At 47.8% G+C, this 16,578-nt stretch carries 14 protein-coding genes; 10 read left to right on the plus strand and 4 right to left on the minus strand.

All coding sequences use genetic code 11. The features are described from left to right. Positions 1-358 precede the first annotated feature (358 nt). The 5 genes from sufC to sufU are packed head-to-tail and all read left to right on the plus strand — an operon-like array spanning position 359 to position 5,039. Complete coding sequence (sufC, locus tag Q0Y54_RS06395; RefSeq protein ID WP_297965439.1) at positions 359-1,123, plus strand: Fe-S cluster assembly ATPase SufC; 765 nt, start codon at positions 359-361, stop codon at positions 1,121-1,123. Positions 1,124-1,126: 3 nt separating this feature from the next. Beyond that, a complete protein-coding gene (sufB, locus tag Q0Y54_RS06400) occupies positions 1,127-2,533 on the plus strand; it encodes a Fe-S cluster assembly protein SufB (RefSeq protein WP_297965441.1) in 1,407 nt (468 codons plus the stop codon). 14 nt (positions 2,534-2,547) lie between these two features. Continuing rightward, positions 2,548-3,381, plus strand: a complete 834-nt coding sequence (locus Q0Y54_RS06405; RefSeq protein ID WP_297965443.1) for a SufD family Fe-S cluster assembly protein — start codon at positions 2,548-2,550, stop codon at positions 3,379-3,381. After that, positions 3,374-4,609 carry a cysteine desulfurase gene (locus tag Q0Y54_RS06410; RefSeq protein WP_297965446.1) on the plus strand — a complete coding sequence of 412 codons (1,236 nt, stop codon included), beginning with the start codon at positions 3,374-3,376 and terminating at the stop codon, positions 4,607-4,609. The genes Q0Y54_RS06405 and Q0Y54_RS06410 overlap by 8 nt, the downstream gene beginning before the upstream one ends. Then, the gene (gene sufU, locus Q0Y54_RS06415) at positions 4,599-5,039 is read left to right on the plus strand and encodes a Fe-S cluster assembly sulfur transfer protein SufU (protein ID WP_297965448.1); all 441 of its coding nucleotides are present in this window, start codon (positions 4,599-4,601) and stop codon (positions 5,037-5,039) included. The genes Q0Y54_RS06410 and sufU overlap by 11 nt, the downstream gene beginning before the upstream one ends. A 307-nt stretch (positions 5,040-5,346) precedes the next feature. Here the strand turns inward: sufU and Q0Y54_RS06420 are convergent, their stop codons facing one another. Next, the gene (locus tag Q0Y54_RS06420; RefSeq protein ID WP_297965450.1) at positions 5,347-5,781 is read right to left on the minus strand and encodes a PaaI family thioesterase; all 435 of its coding nucleotides are present in this window, start codon (positions 5,779-5,781) and stop codon (positions 5,347-5,349) included. 109 nt (positions 5,782-5,890) lie between these two features. Between Q0Y54_RS06420 and Q0Y54_RS06425 the strand changes: the two genes are divergently transcribed. The 3 genes from Q0Y54_RS06425 to Q0Y54_RS06435 all read left to right on the plus strand — a co-directional run bounded on the left by Q0Y54_RS06425 (position 5,891) and on the right by Q0Y54_RS06435 (position 9,744). After that, positions 5,891-6,526 carry an HAD family hydrolase gene (locus tag Q0Y54_RS06425; protein ID WP_297965452.1) on the plus strand — a complete coding sequence of 212 codons (636 nt, stop codon included), beginning with the start codon at positions 5,891-5,893 and terminating at the stop codon, positions 6,524-6,526. Positions 6,527-6,550: 24 nt separating this feature from the next. Continuing rightward, positions 6,551-7,807, plus strand: a complete 1,257-nt coding sequence (locus Q0Y54_RS06430) for a metallophosphoesterase family protein (RefSeq protein ID WP_297965454.1) — start codon at positions 6,551-6,553, stop codon at positions 7,805-7,807. 494 nt (positions 7,808-8,301) lie between these two features. After that, positions 8,302-9,744 carry a sodium:alanine symporter family protein gene (locus Q0Y54_RS06435; protein ID WP_297965456.1) on the plus strand — a complete coding sequence of 481 codons (1,443 nt, stop codon included), beginning with the start codon at positions 8,302-8,304 and terminating at the stop codon, positions 9,742-9,744. 265 nt (positions 9,745-10,009) lie between these two features. Here the strand turns inward: Q0Y54_RS06435 and Q0Y54_RS06440 are convergent, their stop codons facing one another. The 3 genes from Q0Y54_RS06440 to Q0Y54_RS06450 all read right to left on the minus strand — a co-directional run bounded on the left by Q0Y54_RS06440 (position 10,010) and on the right by Q0Y54_RS06450 (position 14,323). Beyond that, a complete protein-coding gene (locus Q0Y54_RS06440) occupies positions 10,010-11,296 on the minus strand; it encodes an O-acetylhomoserine aminocarboxypropyltransferase/cysteine synthase family protein (protein ID WP_297965458.1) in 1,287 nt (428 codons plus the stop codon). Between the two features lie 158 nt (positions 11,297-11,454). Beyond that, a complete protein-coding gene (locus Q0Y54_RS06445) occupies positions 11,455-12,450 on the minus strand; it encodes a PRC-barrel domain-containing protein (protein WP_297965460.1) in 996 nt (331 codons plus the stop codon). Positions 12,451-12,472: 22 nt separating this feature from the next. After that, on the minus strand, positions 12,473-14,323 hold the full coding sequence (locus Q0Y54_RS06450; RefSeq protein WP_297965462.1) for a hypothetical protein: 1,851 nt from the start codon (positions 14,321-14,323) through the stop codon (positions 12,473-12,475). A 469-nt stretch (positions 14,324-14,792) separates the two neighbouring features. Between Q0Y54_RS06450 and Q0Y54_RS06455 the strand changes: the two genes are divergently transcribed. Next, positions 14,793-15,068, plus strand: coding sequence for an HPr family phosphocarrier protein (locus tag Q0Y54_RS06455; protein WP_297965464.1), 276 nt, complete (start codon positions 14,793-14,795; stop codon positions 15,066-15,068). A 35-nt stretch (positions 15,069-15,103) separates the two neighbouring features. Next, the coding region (gene ptsP, locus Q0Y54_RS06460; protein WP_297965466.1) for a phosphoenolpyruvate--protein phosphotransferase at positions 15,104-16,578 on the plus strand (1,475 nt) is incomplete at its 3' end.

The following is a 16,578-nucleotide window of genomic DNA, read 5'->3' on the forward strand; positions in this document are numbered from 1 at the left end:
AATTGGAAGATTTTTCTTCTAAAGAAGAAAAATTTGAACAATGGCGTTATAATTGATATTAGATGATACACAATTCCCGTTTTCCAATGGAAGACGGGAGTTTTTATTATGAACACTTAGTGAGCACAAGCCTACGGCGCAGTGGGAGCTTAGTGTTCGTTGTAAGGGCGTAGTGCAGAATACCATTTTGCACGGGGTTTATTTTACATAAAATTTATTCTTACAATTTTAGTCAGAATTATTGACAACCCATAAAAAACCCCTTATCATTAGAGCGTAAATAAAAACCGAGTAAAATGGTCGGAATAAAAGCGGATGGTGTGACCGCCTGTTTCGCGTATTATGGGAGAGATATATTATGGAAAAATTGTTGAATATTAAGAACCTGCAGGTCTGTGTGGCAGACGGTGATGCCGAGGGAGCCACCAAGGAAATCCTCAAGGGAATTAATCTGGAGGTGAAGCCTGGGGAAATTCACGTGGTACTGGGGCCCAATGGCTCCGGAAAATCAACCCTGATGAATGCCATTATGGGGCACCCCAAATACCAGATTACCGAGGGTACCATGGAATTTTTGGGGGAGGATTTAAGGGAACTCAAAACCTATGAACGGGCCCGGAAGGGAATTTTTCTGTCCTTCCAAACCCCGGAGGAAATTCCGGGAATTACCGTGGAAAATATGCTTCGTACCGCCAAGCAGGCCATTACCGGGGAAAATATTAAAATATTAAGGTTCCGCAAGGAATTAAAGGCGGCTATGCAGGAGCTGCAGATGGATCCGGCCTATGCCCAGCGGTATATGAATGTGGGCTTCTCCGGTGGGGAAAAGAAGCGGACGGAGATTTTGCAGATGCTGATGCTCCAGCCCAAGCTGGCCCTGTTGGATGAAACGGATTCCGGCCTGGATGTGGACGCCATTCAAATCGTATCAAACGGTGTAAAAAAATTTCACACCGAAGACAATGCTTGCTTGATTATTACCCACAATACTCGTATTTTACAGCAATTAAATGTTGATCGGGTTCACGTGCTGATGCAGGGGAAAATCGTGGCTGAGGGCGGCCCTGAGCTGGTGGAAAAGATTGATAAGGATGGCTTTGGTTTTTTGCAGGGGGCTGAGTAAGGTATGGCACAGGACAAGACTTACATAGAGGATATTGAACGTACCCTCTACGATATAAAAAACGTTGATAAATCAAAGTATAAATCCCAGTCCGGTCTGACCGAGGACATTATCCGGGATATTTCCGCCAGAAAAAAGGATCCTCAGTGGATGCTGGAGTTTCGTTTAAAATCTCTGGAGGTGTACAATCAGCTGCCCCTGCCCAATTGGGGCCCGGATCTTTCAGAGCTGAACATGGATGACATCGTTACCTATGTACAGCCGGATGCCAAAATGACCGGCAGCTGGGATGAGGTGCCGGAGGATATTAAGGATACCTTTGATCGGCTGGGTATTCCGGAGGCGGAGCAAACCTCCCTGGCCGGTGTGGGGGCCCAGTACGATTCGGAGGTGGTCTATCACAGTATTCAGGAGGACCTGGTAAAGCAGGGGGTCATCTATACCGATATGGAAACGGCCCTGGGGGATTATGAGGATATTGTGCGGGCCCATTTTATGAAGCTGGTACTCCCTAAGGACCACAAATTTGCTGCCCTTCATGGTGCCGTATGGTCCGGAGGCTCCTTTGTGTATGTGCCGGAGGGGGTTCATGTGGATATTCCCCTGCAATCCTATTTTCGGCTGAATGCGGCCGGAGCCGGTCAGTTTGAGCATACCCTGATTATTGTGGAAAAGAACGCCAGTCTGCATTTTATCGAGGGCTGCAGTGCCCCCAAGTATAATGTGACCAACCTCCATGCGGGCTGTGTGGAGCTGTTTGTCAATGAGGGAGCCCGACTGCGCTATTCCACCATTGAAAACTGGTCAAGAAATATGATGAATTTGAACACCAAGCGGGCTGTGGTGGAAAAGGACGGGGTTATTGAATGGGTGTCCGGCTCCTTTGGCTCCCATGTATCCATGCTGTATCCCTGCAGCGTGCTGAAGGGGGAAAATGCCAAGTGCGAATTTACCGGGGTTACCTTTGCCTCCAAGGGGCAAAATCTGGATACCGGAGCCAGTGTAATACATTGTGCACCACATACCTCGGCCAATATTAGCACCCGGACCATATCCAAGGCCGGTGGTAAGGCCACCTATCGCAGTGCCGTAAAAGTAACGAAGAATGCCCCCTATGCCAAATGCTCCGTAAATTGCGAGTCCCTGATGCTGGATGATATTTCCCGTTCCGATACCCTGCCAACTATGGATATTGAGGGGGATGAGGCGGATATCGGCCATGAGGCCACCATTGGCCGCATCAGCGATGAGGCCATATTCTACCTTATGAGCCGGGGAATCAGTGAGGAGGAGGCCCGTTCCATGATTGTACGGGGCTTTGTGGAGCCGATTGCCAAGGAGCTTCCCCTGGAATATGCGGTGGAAATGAACAATCTGGTAAATATTGAGCTGGAAGGCACCATGGGTTAAGGGAGGCGTTTGGAATGGATAAAGAAATTTTTAGTGAGATTCCTATGCGGACCTGGAACTGGCTGGGTGTCAATGAAGTCGTTGTGGATAGGGACCTGCTGGTGGAATCCCAAAAGCTGGATATAGATATTGAGGCTGATCATCAGGAAAAAATGATTGTGGAATATCGTAAGGAATTTTACGGTATTGTAAATATTAATATTGGTGAAAATGCATCACTGAAGCTGACTCAGCTGCAGCTGATGCCACAGGACTGTGATCATGTGAATGAGATAAATATTGTCCTTGAGAAAAAGGCCAAGCTGCAGCTGGTGGCGGTGGAAACGGGGGCAAAGGCCTTTGCCTCCAAGGTTAACATTATTCTCAAGGGTGATAAATCCCAGGCAGATGTGTCCCTGCTTTATTTTGGTGACGGAGACCGCAGTCTGGATATGAATTATGTGCTGGAATTCCAGGGCCGTAAAACCGTGGGCAATTTGGAGGTTTATGGCGGCCTTATGGGGGAGAGCCAAAAGATTTTTAGGGGGACCTTGGATTTTAAGCAGGGCTCCAAGGAGGCCAAGGGCTATGAAAAGGAAAATGTGGTGGTGCTCTCCTCTGGGGTACGGAACCGTTCAGTACCAATTATGCTTTCCGGGGAGGATGATGTGGTGGGTAACCATGCCGTATCCTCCGGCAAGATTAATGAGGATAAGCTCCACTATCTCATGAGCCGTGGCCTAAGTCCGGCAGAGGCCCGCAAGCTGGTGCTGGAGGCGGCCTTCAATCCGGTGCTGGAATTAATCGATAATGAGCAGCTGCGGGAAGAAATTGATAATTATATAAAGGAGCGTCTTGAAAATGAATAATACCGTAAATTTTAAAGCGGACTTTCCTTTATTAGGTAAGCCAATGGGCAGTAATCCCCTGGTATATCTTGATAATGGGGCCACCACCCAGAAGCCCCGGGAGGTAATCAAGGCTATTACAGAGTATTATGACAGCTTTAATGCCAATCCCCACCGGGGGGCCTATGAGCTGAGCATTAAGGCCACGGACATTTATGAAAATGCCCGCAGCAAGACTCAAAAATTCATTAATGCCAAATACTCCCATGAGATTATTTTTACCAAAAATGCCACAGAGTCCCTTAATTTAGTGGCTTACAGCTATGGTCTTTCCCATGTGGGGGCAGGAGATGAGGTGCTTATTGCCATTTCCGAGCATCACAGCAATCTGGTTCCATGGCAGTATGTGTGCCAAATGAAGGGAGCTATTCTAAAATATATTTATCTTGAGGCGGATCATAACCTTTCCAAAAGGGATATTGAGGAAAAGATTACCAAAAAAACTAAGGTGGTGGCTGTAGCCCAGGTATCAAATGTTTTGGGGCTGGTAAATCCGATAAAGGACATCGTTGCCAAGGCCCATAGTGTAGGGGCTGTAGTGGTGGTGGACGGCTCCCAGAGCGTGCCGCACATGGCGGTGGACGTCCAGGATATGGATGCGGATTTCTTCGTCTTTTCCGGTCACAAAATGCTTTCTCCTATGGGAATAGGAGTCCTCTATGGCAAAGAGGCGCTGCTGAATGATATGCCGCCTTTCCTGATGGGAGGGGACATGATAGATTACGTGGAGGAGCAGCATACGGATTATGCTCCCCTGCCTGCCAAATTTGAGGCGGGGACCCAGAATGTGGGTGGGGCAGCTGGTCTTTCTGCTGCCATTGATTACCTTAATCGGGTGGGCTTCGAGTATATAGAAAAGCAGGAAAAGGAGCTGACGGAATACGCCATCAGCCGCATGAAGACCCTGGATTATATTGAATTGTATGGCTGTGACAGCACCAGGGACAATAAGACGGGAATTATTACCTTCAATGTTAAGGAGGTTCATCCCCATGATGTGTCCACCATTATGGATGCCCATGGAGTAGCTATACGGGCCGGTCATCACTGTGCCCAGCCCCTGATGATATATTTGAAGCAAAATGCCACCTGCCGGGCCAGCTTTTATTTTTACAACAGCAGGGAGGATGTGGATAAATTTATTGAAGCGTTATCAAAGGTGAGAGGAGTGTTGGGCCTTGGAGCTTGACAATATTTATACAGAGCTGATTTCGGAGCATAGTCGCTCCACGGAGCATAAACATCATTTGGAATGTCCTAATATGTCTTTAAAGGGCAGAAACCCCAGCTGTGGTGACGAAATAACCCTGGAGCTGCAGGTGGAGGATGGTTATATAAAGGATGCCTCCTTTGTGGGAATAGGTTGCGCTATTTCCCAGGCCTCCACCTCCATTATGATTGATCTCATAAAGGGTGAATCCGTGGCCAAGGCCCGGCATCTGGCCAACCTCTTTTTGCGCATGATTAAACGGGAGGAGCTGACGGAGGATGAGGAGGAGGAGCTGGATGAGGCCTTCGCCCTGAAGAATATCTCCAATATGCCGGCCCGGGTAAAATGTGCGGTGCTTTCTTGGCATACGCTGGAGGAGGCGTTCAAAGAGGCTGAGGGAATACAATAATTAAAAATAAGGCGATGATGATTGCCTAGTGCAATAGAATAACGAGAACATGTCTATAGCACGAACCCGTCACTAAAACTTTTTCTTGTACTCATATAGTGGAAAAAATTACAACTCGCTTCGCCCTTACAGGACTAGCTTCGCGTCGCTCAAACAAGTAATTTTTTCCACTAATATATAGGTAATACAAGAAAAAGTTTTTTTACGTTCCGGTTTCTATTGCTATAGACATTGCTCTCGTTTCTTTTCGCTATTAGCAACTGCCCTCGCCTTTTGTTTATTGATTGTTATAGAAGTAACTGTGTTATTATTTACTTTCTGCCAATAATTTTCCAATAACAAAGAAGCTGCCGCTGGCCTTGCAGAACAGCTTTCCATCCTCATTCTTCAGCTCGCATTCGCACATCATGGTGCGGGAGCCGTTGTGTACCACGTGGCCGGTGGCAATAAGCTTTTCGCCTAAGGGTACACCCTTTATAAAGCTCATGTTGAAGGACAGGGTCACCACCTTCTTATTATAGGACAGGCAGGCGGCACCCATTGCCGTATCCGCCAGGCTCATTAAGGCCCCTCCGTGGGACATTTCGTAGAAGTTGGTGTGATCCCGCTTTACGGCCATTTCCAGCAGTACATCCCCCTCCTCCACATTATCCACCCGAATTCCCAATAGCTCCACGTATGGATTATCCCGATAGAAAAGACGCAGGTGCTTGGTCAATCTGTTTACAATACTTTCTGTCATTTTTACATTACCTCACTATGTTATCTTTTTTCATCTTCAAGAAGAAAAATTTGCCCAATGGCGTTATAATTATTATAACTCAATAATAGATATAAGAGGGATAATGTAAATGAAATATAAGTATTATTTTTTTGATTTCGACTATACTTTGGTCAATTCCGAAAAGGGCATTGTGGGTTGCTTTATAAAGACCATGGAGGAATTTAATATTCCGCCTAAGCCCTGGGATGACATTAAGCTTACCATCGGTATGCCTATGATGGAGGCCATCACCCAGGTTACGGGCCTTACGGAGCCCGGGGAAAAACAGAGCTTTCTCATGGCCTATAAGAAAAATGCAAATGAATTAATGACCCCCAATACCCATTTTTTCCCGGATACCATCCCAACCCTGGAGAGGCTGAGGGCGGCTGGCTGCCACGTGGCCATTATTTCCACTAAAACCCGCCATCGGATTGAGGATAAATTTGTGCAGGATGGGTATGCCCATCTCATAGATTTCATCATCGGCAGTGAGGATACCACCGCCAGCAAGCCGGATCCCCAGGGTATTAATATGGCCCTGCAGCGTACCGGGGCAAAGCCGGAGGAGGTTATATACGTTGGGGACAGCTTATTTGATGCCGGGGCGGCCCAAAATGCCGGAGTGGACTTTGGGGCGGTGCTTACCGGTAATACCCTTCGGGAGGAATTTGCCTCCTATCCGTCGGTGCAGATAATCAATCATTTAAGTGAGCTGAAATAGCTTGCTGATACAGGAGAGAATAGTATGGCTGCAGCAGTTGATAGACGATCATTTATCAAAATGTTTTTCACAGGGCTTTTTTCCGCTATAATGGGCAAATTCACCAAAACCAGCGCGGCAGTGGCCGGAAGTGATATTTTTTTGCCCCGGCAAATTATAACCGGGGACAGCCGCTCCACCCGAGTGATTATGTGGCATTCCCACTATGCCCATAACAGCCTGATGGTAAATGTGCGGGATAAGGCCGGCCAGGTGCGCAGCTATGCAGGTGGGGGCGGCTGGTTTCAGGATGATGGGGAGGCCGTCTATATAAACAAGGTGTTCATTAACAATTTACAGCCTGCTTCCCAATATACCTACCAGATAGTTCAGGATGGCACCACAACCCCCTGGTATTCCCTGTATACCGATGACGGAGAAGCCATGGAGGCATTGATTTTTCCTGACTCCCAGTGCTCAGACGGCTATGAAACCTGGCGACAGGTGGCTACGGAAGCCTTTAACCGACACCCCCATATTAACCTCTTTGTGAATATGGGGGATTTGGTGGACAACGGTGAGGCGGCCTACCAGTGGCGGCAGTGGTTTAATGCCATCAGCTCCTATATGCCATCAAGGCTGTTTGTGCCGGTTATGGGCAACCACGAAACCTATGACCTTAATTGGAAATGTCGCCTGCCCCATGCCTTTTTAAACCTTTTTGCTGTGCCGGACAACCACAGCACCTCCTTTCAGCGGTATTATTATTCCTTTGATTATGGTCCCGTGCATTTTATAGTGCTGAACACTCAATTTGAGGAAATAGACCCCATTAGGCCGGGTATGATGGAGGAGCAGCTGGCCTGGTTCCGTCAGGAGGTGGCGGCCTCTGCTAAGCCATGGCAGGTGGTGCTGATGCATAAGGATATAATCAATTATGACAATCTGGGCAGCGAAGAGCCCCTGGCTGATATTGATGAGGTGGGAAAACGGTTTATGCCGGTATTTGATGAATTAGGGATAGATGTGGTGTTTACGGCCCATCAGCATACCTATCGGCGTCATGGCCATATTTATAATTTTTCCCCGGCTGATCATGGGCCGGTATATATTGATACGGGAGTAGCAGGCAATTGCCGGTACAGTGTTCCGCGGACCAAACGCTTTGACAAGGTAATGCTTCCCCAGCCGGAAAGCGACAATTATCTGACAATTCAGTTTTCCAATAGGGAATTTATCCTAAAATGCTATTTGCCCGATGGACAGCTAATGGATTCTTTCGTATTGAACAATAATAAATAAGTGGAATTAAGAGTGATAAAAGGTCATATATGTTTAAAAATTTTTTATTTTTATTACTTGACAGGGCCATATTTGCGCCGTATAATGTATACACAAGGTCAGGAAAAGTGGCCTCGTCGTTTTACGATAGGAGATTACGGCGTACGTCACAGACCTAAGCAAAGGTGGATTGAAGATCCGCCTTTTTCTTTTGGAAAAATTATCAGACAATTTGAAACAATACAAGATAAATTCAATACAAAATAATATAGTCCGTTAGTCGCATACAAATTTTTGACACAAATAGGGATATGCTGACTATTAGAAAACTGGCAGCAGAATATTATTAAATTTATTCGGAAAATAGATTGTATTAAGACTTAGACTTTACAAAAATAAGGTTTAGTACTATAATTCTGACTATATATTTTGTGAAGCTTGGGCAATGAAGCTCGTGACGTCAGGTAAGGCTGGCGTTGCGGTATTTTTTTGTCCTTTTTCAAGGAGGGAAAGATATGGATTGTGGACTCATAATAAAGCAAGTCAACGATTTTGTATGGGGGCCCATTATGCTGGCCCTGTTGGTAGGAACGGGTATTTTTCTTACCATAAGATTAAAATTTAAGCCTTGGACCAATTTACCCTATGCCATTAAGATGATTTTGTACAAGAAGGATTCCTCAGAGGGAGATGTTACTCCTTTTCAATCCTTGATGATAGCTCTTTCGGCAACGGTGGGAACCGGTAATATTGTGGGGGTGGCAACAGCCATGGTGCTGGGTGGACCAGGTGCTTTGGTCTGGATGTGGATATCTGCCGCCTTCGGCCTTTCCACCAAGTATGCGGAATCGGTGCTGGCCGTCAAATACCGGGAAACAAATAATCGGGGTGAAATGGCCGGTGGTCCGATGTATGCCATGAAGAATGGTATTGGCGGCTTTTGTGGTAAAGCCATGGCGGCTTTATTTGCCTTTTTTTCCGTTTGTGCCTCCTTTGGTATTGGCAATATGACCCAGGCCAATTCCATTGCCGCGGCCTTTAATTCCAGCTTTAATGTGGATCCGGCCTTTGTGGGGGCCATTTTGGTCATCCTCACTATGCTGGTACTGTTAAAGGGCGTACATTCCATTGGTGCTGTATCCAGTATAGTGGTGCCGGTAATGGCGGCCTTTTATATGATTGTGGCAGTGGTGGTTATAGTGGCCAATGGGGCTAATCTTCCGGCAGGCATTGAAGAAATATTTGCGATGGCCTTCTCGCCTGGGGCAATGGCCGGTGGTGTAGGTGGCACTGTGGTGGCATCCATGATGGAGGCCATGCGTTGGGGCGTGGCCAGAGGGGTATTTTCCAACGAGGCCGGCCTTGGTTCGGCACCAATTGCCGCTGCGGCAGCCCGTACGGATCATCCCTCCCGCCAGGGCTATGTAAATATGACCGGTACCTTCTTTGATACCATGATAATCTGTGTTCTTACCGGCTTGGTAATTGCCTCCTCAGGGGCCTTGGGAACCATTGACCCGGCCACAGGGAAGGTGGTATCAGGGGCTCATCTTACTATTTTGGCCTTTTCCACCGTATTTGGTGAACATGCCCGGGTGATTATTTCCTGTTCCCTGGCCCTCTTTGCCTTTTCCACTATTCTGGGCTGGGAATATTATGGCGAAAAGGCCCTGGAGTATCTGTGGGATAACCATGACCTTATTGTAATGTACAGGACAGTCTATGCCTTTGTAACCTATATCGGTGCCACCCAGGCCTTGGATATGGTATGGGATTTTTCCGATACCGCCAACGGGCTGATGGCCATTCCAAACCTGATATGTCTTTTGTGGCTCAGCAGGGATGTGGCGGCTGAATGCTTTGACTATGAAGAACGGGTAACGGTTCGGGAGAAGCGGGGCGAACGGGTAAATCTTAATCTGGAGTCATCGGACTATGCAAAGAAGAGCTTAATTTAAAAAAAGAATTTAGATCAAAAAAGCTAGGATATGCAGTACGTATATGTGCTGCATACCCTAGCTTTTGTTATGGTTAAAATAAAGTGAGGCGATTGACTGGAGCAGTTGAACCCAGAGCGTGAAGAAATTTTTTCTTATCTTACCTATGCTTTAGTAGGAAAAATTACTTGTATGAGCGAAGCGAGTTGTAATTTTTCCTACTATATGAGGAGAAGAAAAAATTTTAGTGATGGGTTCTTGCTACAGTTAACGCCTCATCTTGCGTTTAAATAGAATCTAAAGCTTGCTTCAGATCATCGATAAGGTCATTTTTGTCCTCCAGACCGCAGGACATTCGCACCATACCTGCCGGAATGCCGGCTTCCATTAGCTGCTCCTCCGTCAATTGACGATGGGTGGAGGTGGCCGGGTTAAGACAGCAGGTCCGGGCATCGGCCACATGGGTTTCAATGGCGGCCAGCTTCAAGTGCTTCATAAAGGACTCGGCTGCCTTACGGCCTCCCTTTAATTCAAAGGAAACTACGCCGCAGCCACCATTGGGTAGATACTTTTGGGCAAGGCTGTAATATTTGCTGCTCTTAAGACCAGGATAATTTACGGACACTACCTGTGGCTGTTTTTCCAGGAATTCCGCTACAGCCTGGCCGTTTTCCACATGGCGGGCCATGCGGACGTGGAGGGATTCAAGACCAAGATTTAACATAAAGGCACTTTGGGGTGACTGGACGCAGCCTAAATCCCGCATCAGCTGGACTACGGCTTTAGTGATAAATGCCCCCTCCTGACCAAATTTTTCTGCGTATACGATACCGTGATAGGACTCATCCGGTGAAGTCAGGCCCGGGAATTTATCCTTGTGGGCCATCCAGTCAAATTTTCCGGAATCTACAATGGCTCCGCCAACAGCTGCCCCATGGCCATCCATATATTTGGTGGTGGAATGGGTTACGATGTCGGCTCCCCATTCTATTGGACGGCAATTTACCGGGGTGGGAAAGGTATTATCTACAATTAATGGTACCCCGTGTGCATGAGCCACCCGGGCAAATTTTTCAATATCCAAAACCGTAAGGGCCGGATTGGCAATGGTTTCGCCGAACATGGCCCTGGTATTTTCCTTAAAGGCTGCAGACAGCTCCTCCTCTGAGGCATCCGGGGAAACAAAGGTGGCTTTGATACCCATCTTGGCCATGGTTACCGCTATCAGGTTAAAGGTACCGCCGTAAATGGAGGAGGAGGCCACAATGTGGTCACCTGCTTCACAGATATTAAACAGGGCAAAGAAATTGGCGGCCTGGCCGGAGGAGGTGAGCATAGCGGCACTGCCTCCCTCCAGGCTGCAAATCTTGGCCGCAACGGTGTCACAGGTCGGATTTTGCAGTCGGGAATAAAAATAGCCGCTGGCCTCCAGGTCAAAGAGCTTGCCCATATCCTCACTGGTGTCGTATTTGAAGGTAGTGGACTGGATAATGGGTATTTGTCTTGGTTCTCCATTTCCCGGGGTATACCCGGCCTGAACGCATTTGGTGTTGATTGAATAATCCTGATTCATAGAAACCCCTCTTTTCTTCAATATGGGAATATTATAACCCAATTGTGCAGATTTTTCCTTCTTTAACAAAGAAAAATACAGGCAATGGAATTTTTTTCTGTCTATAAAATAAAAAAAGAGCATTGGCCTGGCCAATGCTCTTTAGCTTCATGGTTTATTTACTGAACGTTCAGTGTAAGAGGAACGAACATATTGGAAAGCTGTGCCCTCTGAATAACCTCCTCAGTTATAGGCTCACCCTCATTGACGATAACAACGCCAGTAGGGGAGGTGAGGGTACGGCGGGCTGTTTTGCCCAGGATAAACTTACGCTGCCGGTCAATGGTCGTATTGTTGGCAGCCTGATGTACAGGATCTGGGGCAGCAATCGGTTCAGGCTCTGGCACCGGCTCAGGCTCAGGCTCAGGCTCTGGTTCCGGTTCCGGTTCCGGTGCAGGAGCTGGCTCCTCCATCTGGGCTGCCTCCTCGGCACCGGTCTCTATCTCAGGTACCTGTTCAGCCTCTTCCTTAGCCATTTCAGCTTCGGCTTCCTCTGGAGAAACCTCTGGTGTATCAGAGGCCTCTGGTATTTTCTCTTCAATAACTTCTTCTGCTGGCTCCTCTACATGCTCTGCAGCTGGGCTTTCTACCGTTGCAGAGGTATTTTCAGCACTGTCAACAGGAGCTTCGGTTAATTCTTCAGTTTTTTTTTCCATACCGGAATCGATGATGGTTACCTGCTTACCAAAAATGGAAATCTGATCGGAGGTAATCTCGGAGAGACTGCCGTCGTCCGCTTCGATTTCGCACTTTTCAATTTTACCCTTCTCGCCAATATAGATTTCAACTACCTTACCCTGAATGGTACCGGATTTGGTGATGGCCTTTGTGCCGATAACCTTGACATTATCGTCCATCATGGTCTCATAATCACCGGCATTCTCCAGGGTGAGAATGGTATCACTGTTTATAACGGTTACCGCATCCTCACCGATAGCCACAACGGAAGAATATGGCAGGAGCTTAACGCCTCTATACCAGTCTTCATCCTCGATGATGATTGCTGCAATTTCACCCTCCTTGGCATTTATCAGCAAGCCCTTGCTCATGCCCAGTTCGCGGCCCTCTGAAATGCTGATTACCGGCAAACTAATAATTTCTACACTCTTTTTCATGGAAAATCCTCCCTAAAAATTATCAATTTGAACGAGACTTTCTATCGTTGTAGAGAGCCTCGATTTTTGACATATAGTCCTTTGAAATATCGAAGAATGGGATATTAGGCTGATTGTTTTCCTTAAGCACCTCCTGAGTAGCCTCCAGATAAATCATACTATCCTCAAACTCCGCCAGCATGTCAGGACTGTTGGCAACTGCTGGTATATCTAAAGCTTCATAGAAGCACTGAAGAGCATCATCGTAATGTCCATGATCCTTGTGGATGTTGACCAGCTCCAGCACAAGGAATGGCGCATAGGCATCCTCCCGATATTGCTTCAGGGCGTAATTATAAGCCTGTAAAGCACCGGTCCAATTGGAGCTGCCCTTCAATTCAAAGGCATAATCCAGTACATCATCTAAGGTCTGGGAAGCAGCAAGGTGTTCATCAACTACAGCATCAGCCTCAGGCAGCTTCAAGGTATTTTCATCATGAGGTTCAGCCTCGGTTTCGGCTTCCTCTTCAATTTCAGGAATAACTGCCTCAGTCTCAGGCTTGGCTTCTTCTACCGTCTCAGGGGCCATTTCCGCCTCAGGCTCAGCTTCGGCCTCTTCTTCAATATCAGGAGTAATTGCCTCAGTCTCAGGCTCAGTCTCTTCAACCGTCTCAGGGGCCATTTCTGCCTCAGGCTCGGTTTCGGCTTCCTCTTCAATCTCAGGAATAACTGCCTCAGTCTCAGGCTCGGCCTCTTCAACCGTTTCAGGGGCCATTTCCGCCTCAGGCTCGGTTTCGGCTTCCTCTTCAATCTCAGGAATAATTGCCTCAGTCTCAGGCTCAGTCTCTTCAACCGTCTCAGGGGCCATTTCCGCCTCAGGCTCAGTTTCGGTTTCGGCTTCCTCTTCAATCTCAGGTGTAATTGCCTCAGTATCAGGTTCAGCCTCTTCAACCGCCTCAGGGACTATTTCCGCCTCAGGCTCGGTTTCGGCTTCGGCTTCCTCTTCAATCTCAGGAGTAATTGCCTCAGTCTCAGGTTCAGCCTCTTCAACCGCCTCAGGCTCGGTTTCGGCTTCGGCTTCCTCTTCAATCTCATGAATAATTGCCTCAGTCTCAAGTTCAGCCTCTTCAACCGCCTCAGGGACTATTTCCGCCTCAGGCTCAGCTTCTGCCTGGGCTTCCTCTTCAGCCTCCAGGGCTATGCTTATCTCAGCCTCAGCTTCAATCTCTTGGGCTGGTATTATTTCAGGCTCAGCCTCGGCCATAACAGCGGTTTCCTCCGGCAATTCCTCAGGTAAAGCACTGACAGACTCATGTTCAGTTTTATCTTCCGGCACCGGTTCAGCTTTCTGCTCCCCCTCCGCTTCAGTATTCTGAACAGGCATAGACTCAGCCGCTTCATGGGACGGTGTATCGGAACTGCCCTCAGGAACCAGCTCCTCTTGGGCAGTGCCCTCGGCCTCCAATAAAGGACTATCCTCCGATGCAGAATCATCCTGGGCCGCCCTTCTGCGGCTCATTACTCCCTTTAGCCGGGTAACCAGCGCATTTACCACAGCCTTTATATCCAGCAGGGCACTTACCTCTACCGAATCCGCTTCCGGGGTAACCGATGCTGCTGTGGCTTGCTGCTGAAGCCGTCGTTCATGGAGAACAAAATGGTTTATACCGGTAATTAATATAGCTGCGCCAAGAACCATTACGCCCAGTACTACAAAACGAAACTCCGTGAGATATGGAGCCACGGGAATGGACAGAAAATTAATCAGCAGTGCACATACACCGCAGCATACCAGGGCAGGCAGGCTCAGGGCCAACTCCAGACTGCGGGCTATCTTGTAGACTGCCAATATTGCCACAGTCATGACGATAGCCGTCGTTAAAAAAAATATCAAAATAAAATCACCACTATAATGAGTTTTAAGATGTATCCCTCATTCTGGAATGAGGAAAAAGCAAACCACAATTGGTGGCGGGCATATCTCCCACCCTCCGTTTAAACGCTAATCGGAGGTTTTTCCTCTAATTACATTAAATGAAAAATGAATAATAGCGCTATAAATTCTGTAGGTTTTGCATAGGGTAATAATGCTGCAGTAAACTTCGTGGGAAAGGGTGTTTCACACTACGCCCTTACACGAACACTAAGCTCCCACTGCGCCGCAGGCTTGTGCTCACTAAGTGTTCACAACAAAAATATATTCGACAAACCACAGGAAAATCCTTTAAAATAAGGATAGAGCCATTAAAAAATAGCTGTGCCATGCAGGATATTTTCCTTGTATGTAGAATATACAGCCTTATACCACAAGTATAATTTTATCATAACATTTTAAATAATCATAGTAGGAAAGAGGGATTTTTATGCAGGAATTAAATCTAAAGGTGTTAAATAAGCCAGGGCTCCATGCCCGTCCAGCCAAGGAATTGGTGAAGTTTAACAAGGGTATTGGGTCGGAGGTCACAATTAAATTTAATGGTAAAAGTGCCAATATTAAAAGCATGATGGCCGTTATGGCATTGGGAGCCAAGCAGGATGCTGAGGTAACTGTTACTATAGAGGGGCCGGATGAGGCAGAGGTGGCCAAGGCTGTTACCGACCTGTTCGCCAATGGCTTCGGTTTTCCGGAAGAGCTGTGAGTAAATATTGATTCGATGAGGGGGAGGATTTATTTATGTCAGACCAACTCCAGGGGAACATTGCTATCCCGGGAATAGCTGTGGGAAAAATTATGAAGGTTGGTCAGTCCCTTGATGGATATATGGCTTCCTACACTCCGGGAAGTGTCGAGGAGGAACTGGCCAAGCTGGAAAATGCCATTGATGTTATATCGGCAGCTATTGATGAAAGTGTAGAGTCTATGCGGGCTGCCGGTCAGGATGAACAGGCTGAAATCATGGAGGCCCATTCCTTTTTGTTGATGGACCCTATGCTGACTGATGGTATGAACGATAAAACCAGGGAAATGGCTCATGCCCCACAGGCTGTGCTGGCTGCCGCCGAGGAATGCGCGGAAATGCTGGCCGCCATGGAGGATGAGTACATGCGGGAGCGATCGGCAGATGTGAAGGATATTGGTCGGCGCATCGCCCGTTATTTGTTGAGGGTCAAGGAACCGGAAATAGGGGAGGAGCCGGTGGTGCTCTGCGGCTTTGAGGTGGAGCCATCAGCCATTGCCAATATTCCCGATGATAAAATTGCCGGGGTTATTATGGGACAGGGCAGTACCACCTGTCACGCTGTAATCATCGCCAAATCAAGGGCCATTACCACTGTAGTTGGGCTGGAAAACAAGGTGGAGGATATACCGGAGGGGGCCAAGGTGCTGCTGGACGGCAATGAGGGTCTTGTGCTGGTAAATCCCTCTGAGGAGGAGCTGGCAGCCTATGAGGAGAAAATCAGGGCCCAGCAGGAAGAGCAGAAGCGCCTTGCTGCTCTGAGGGATTTACCGGCTGAAACCACTGATGGAGCCAGGATACAGCTGGCTGCCAACATTGGCCTGCCGGAGGATGCCGAGACTGCGGCCAAGTTCGGAAATCAAGGTGTGGGGCTTTTCAGAAGTGAATTCCTTTTCATGGGTCGGGAGAATATTCCGGATGAGGATTTACAGTTTGAGGCCTATAAAAAGGCCATTGTGGCCTGCCAGGGGGAGACCTGCGTTATCCGTACCATGGATATTGGCGGCGACAAGCCGCTGGCTTATTTAAATATTCCTCACGAGGATAATCCCTTCCTTGGGTATCGTGCCATTCGTATCAGCTTGGAGCGACCTGATTTGTTTATGCCGCAGCTGAAGGGGATTTTGCGGGCCGGGTGCTTTGGTAAGGCGGCCATTATGTGCCCAATGGTCATTAACGTGGATGAGATAAAGGCTGTCCGCCACGCAGTGGATAAAGCCATGGCAGAGCTGGAGGCTGAAGGCAAGGAATACGCCAAGGATGTTCAGGTGGGCATCATGGTGGAAACCCCGGCGGCTGCTGTTATGACTCCTGTTTTGGCCAAGTATGTGGATTTCTTCAGCATCGGTACCAATGATCTGGTCCAGTATACACTGGCCGTGGACCGGGTAAATCCACAGATAAGCAAGCTGTACGATCATTTTAATCCGGCAGTATTGCAGCTCATAAAGCGTACTATCGAAGCCGGTGT

Source organism: uncultured Anaerovibrio sp., from assembly GCF_947302755.1.
Classification (GTDB): Bacteria; Bacillota; Negativicutes; order Selenomonadales; family Selenomonadaceae; genus Anaerovibrio.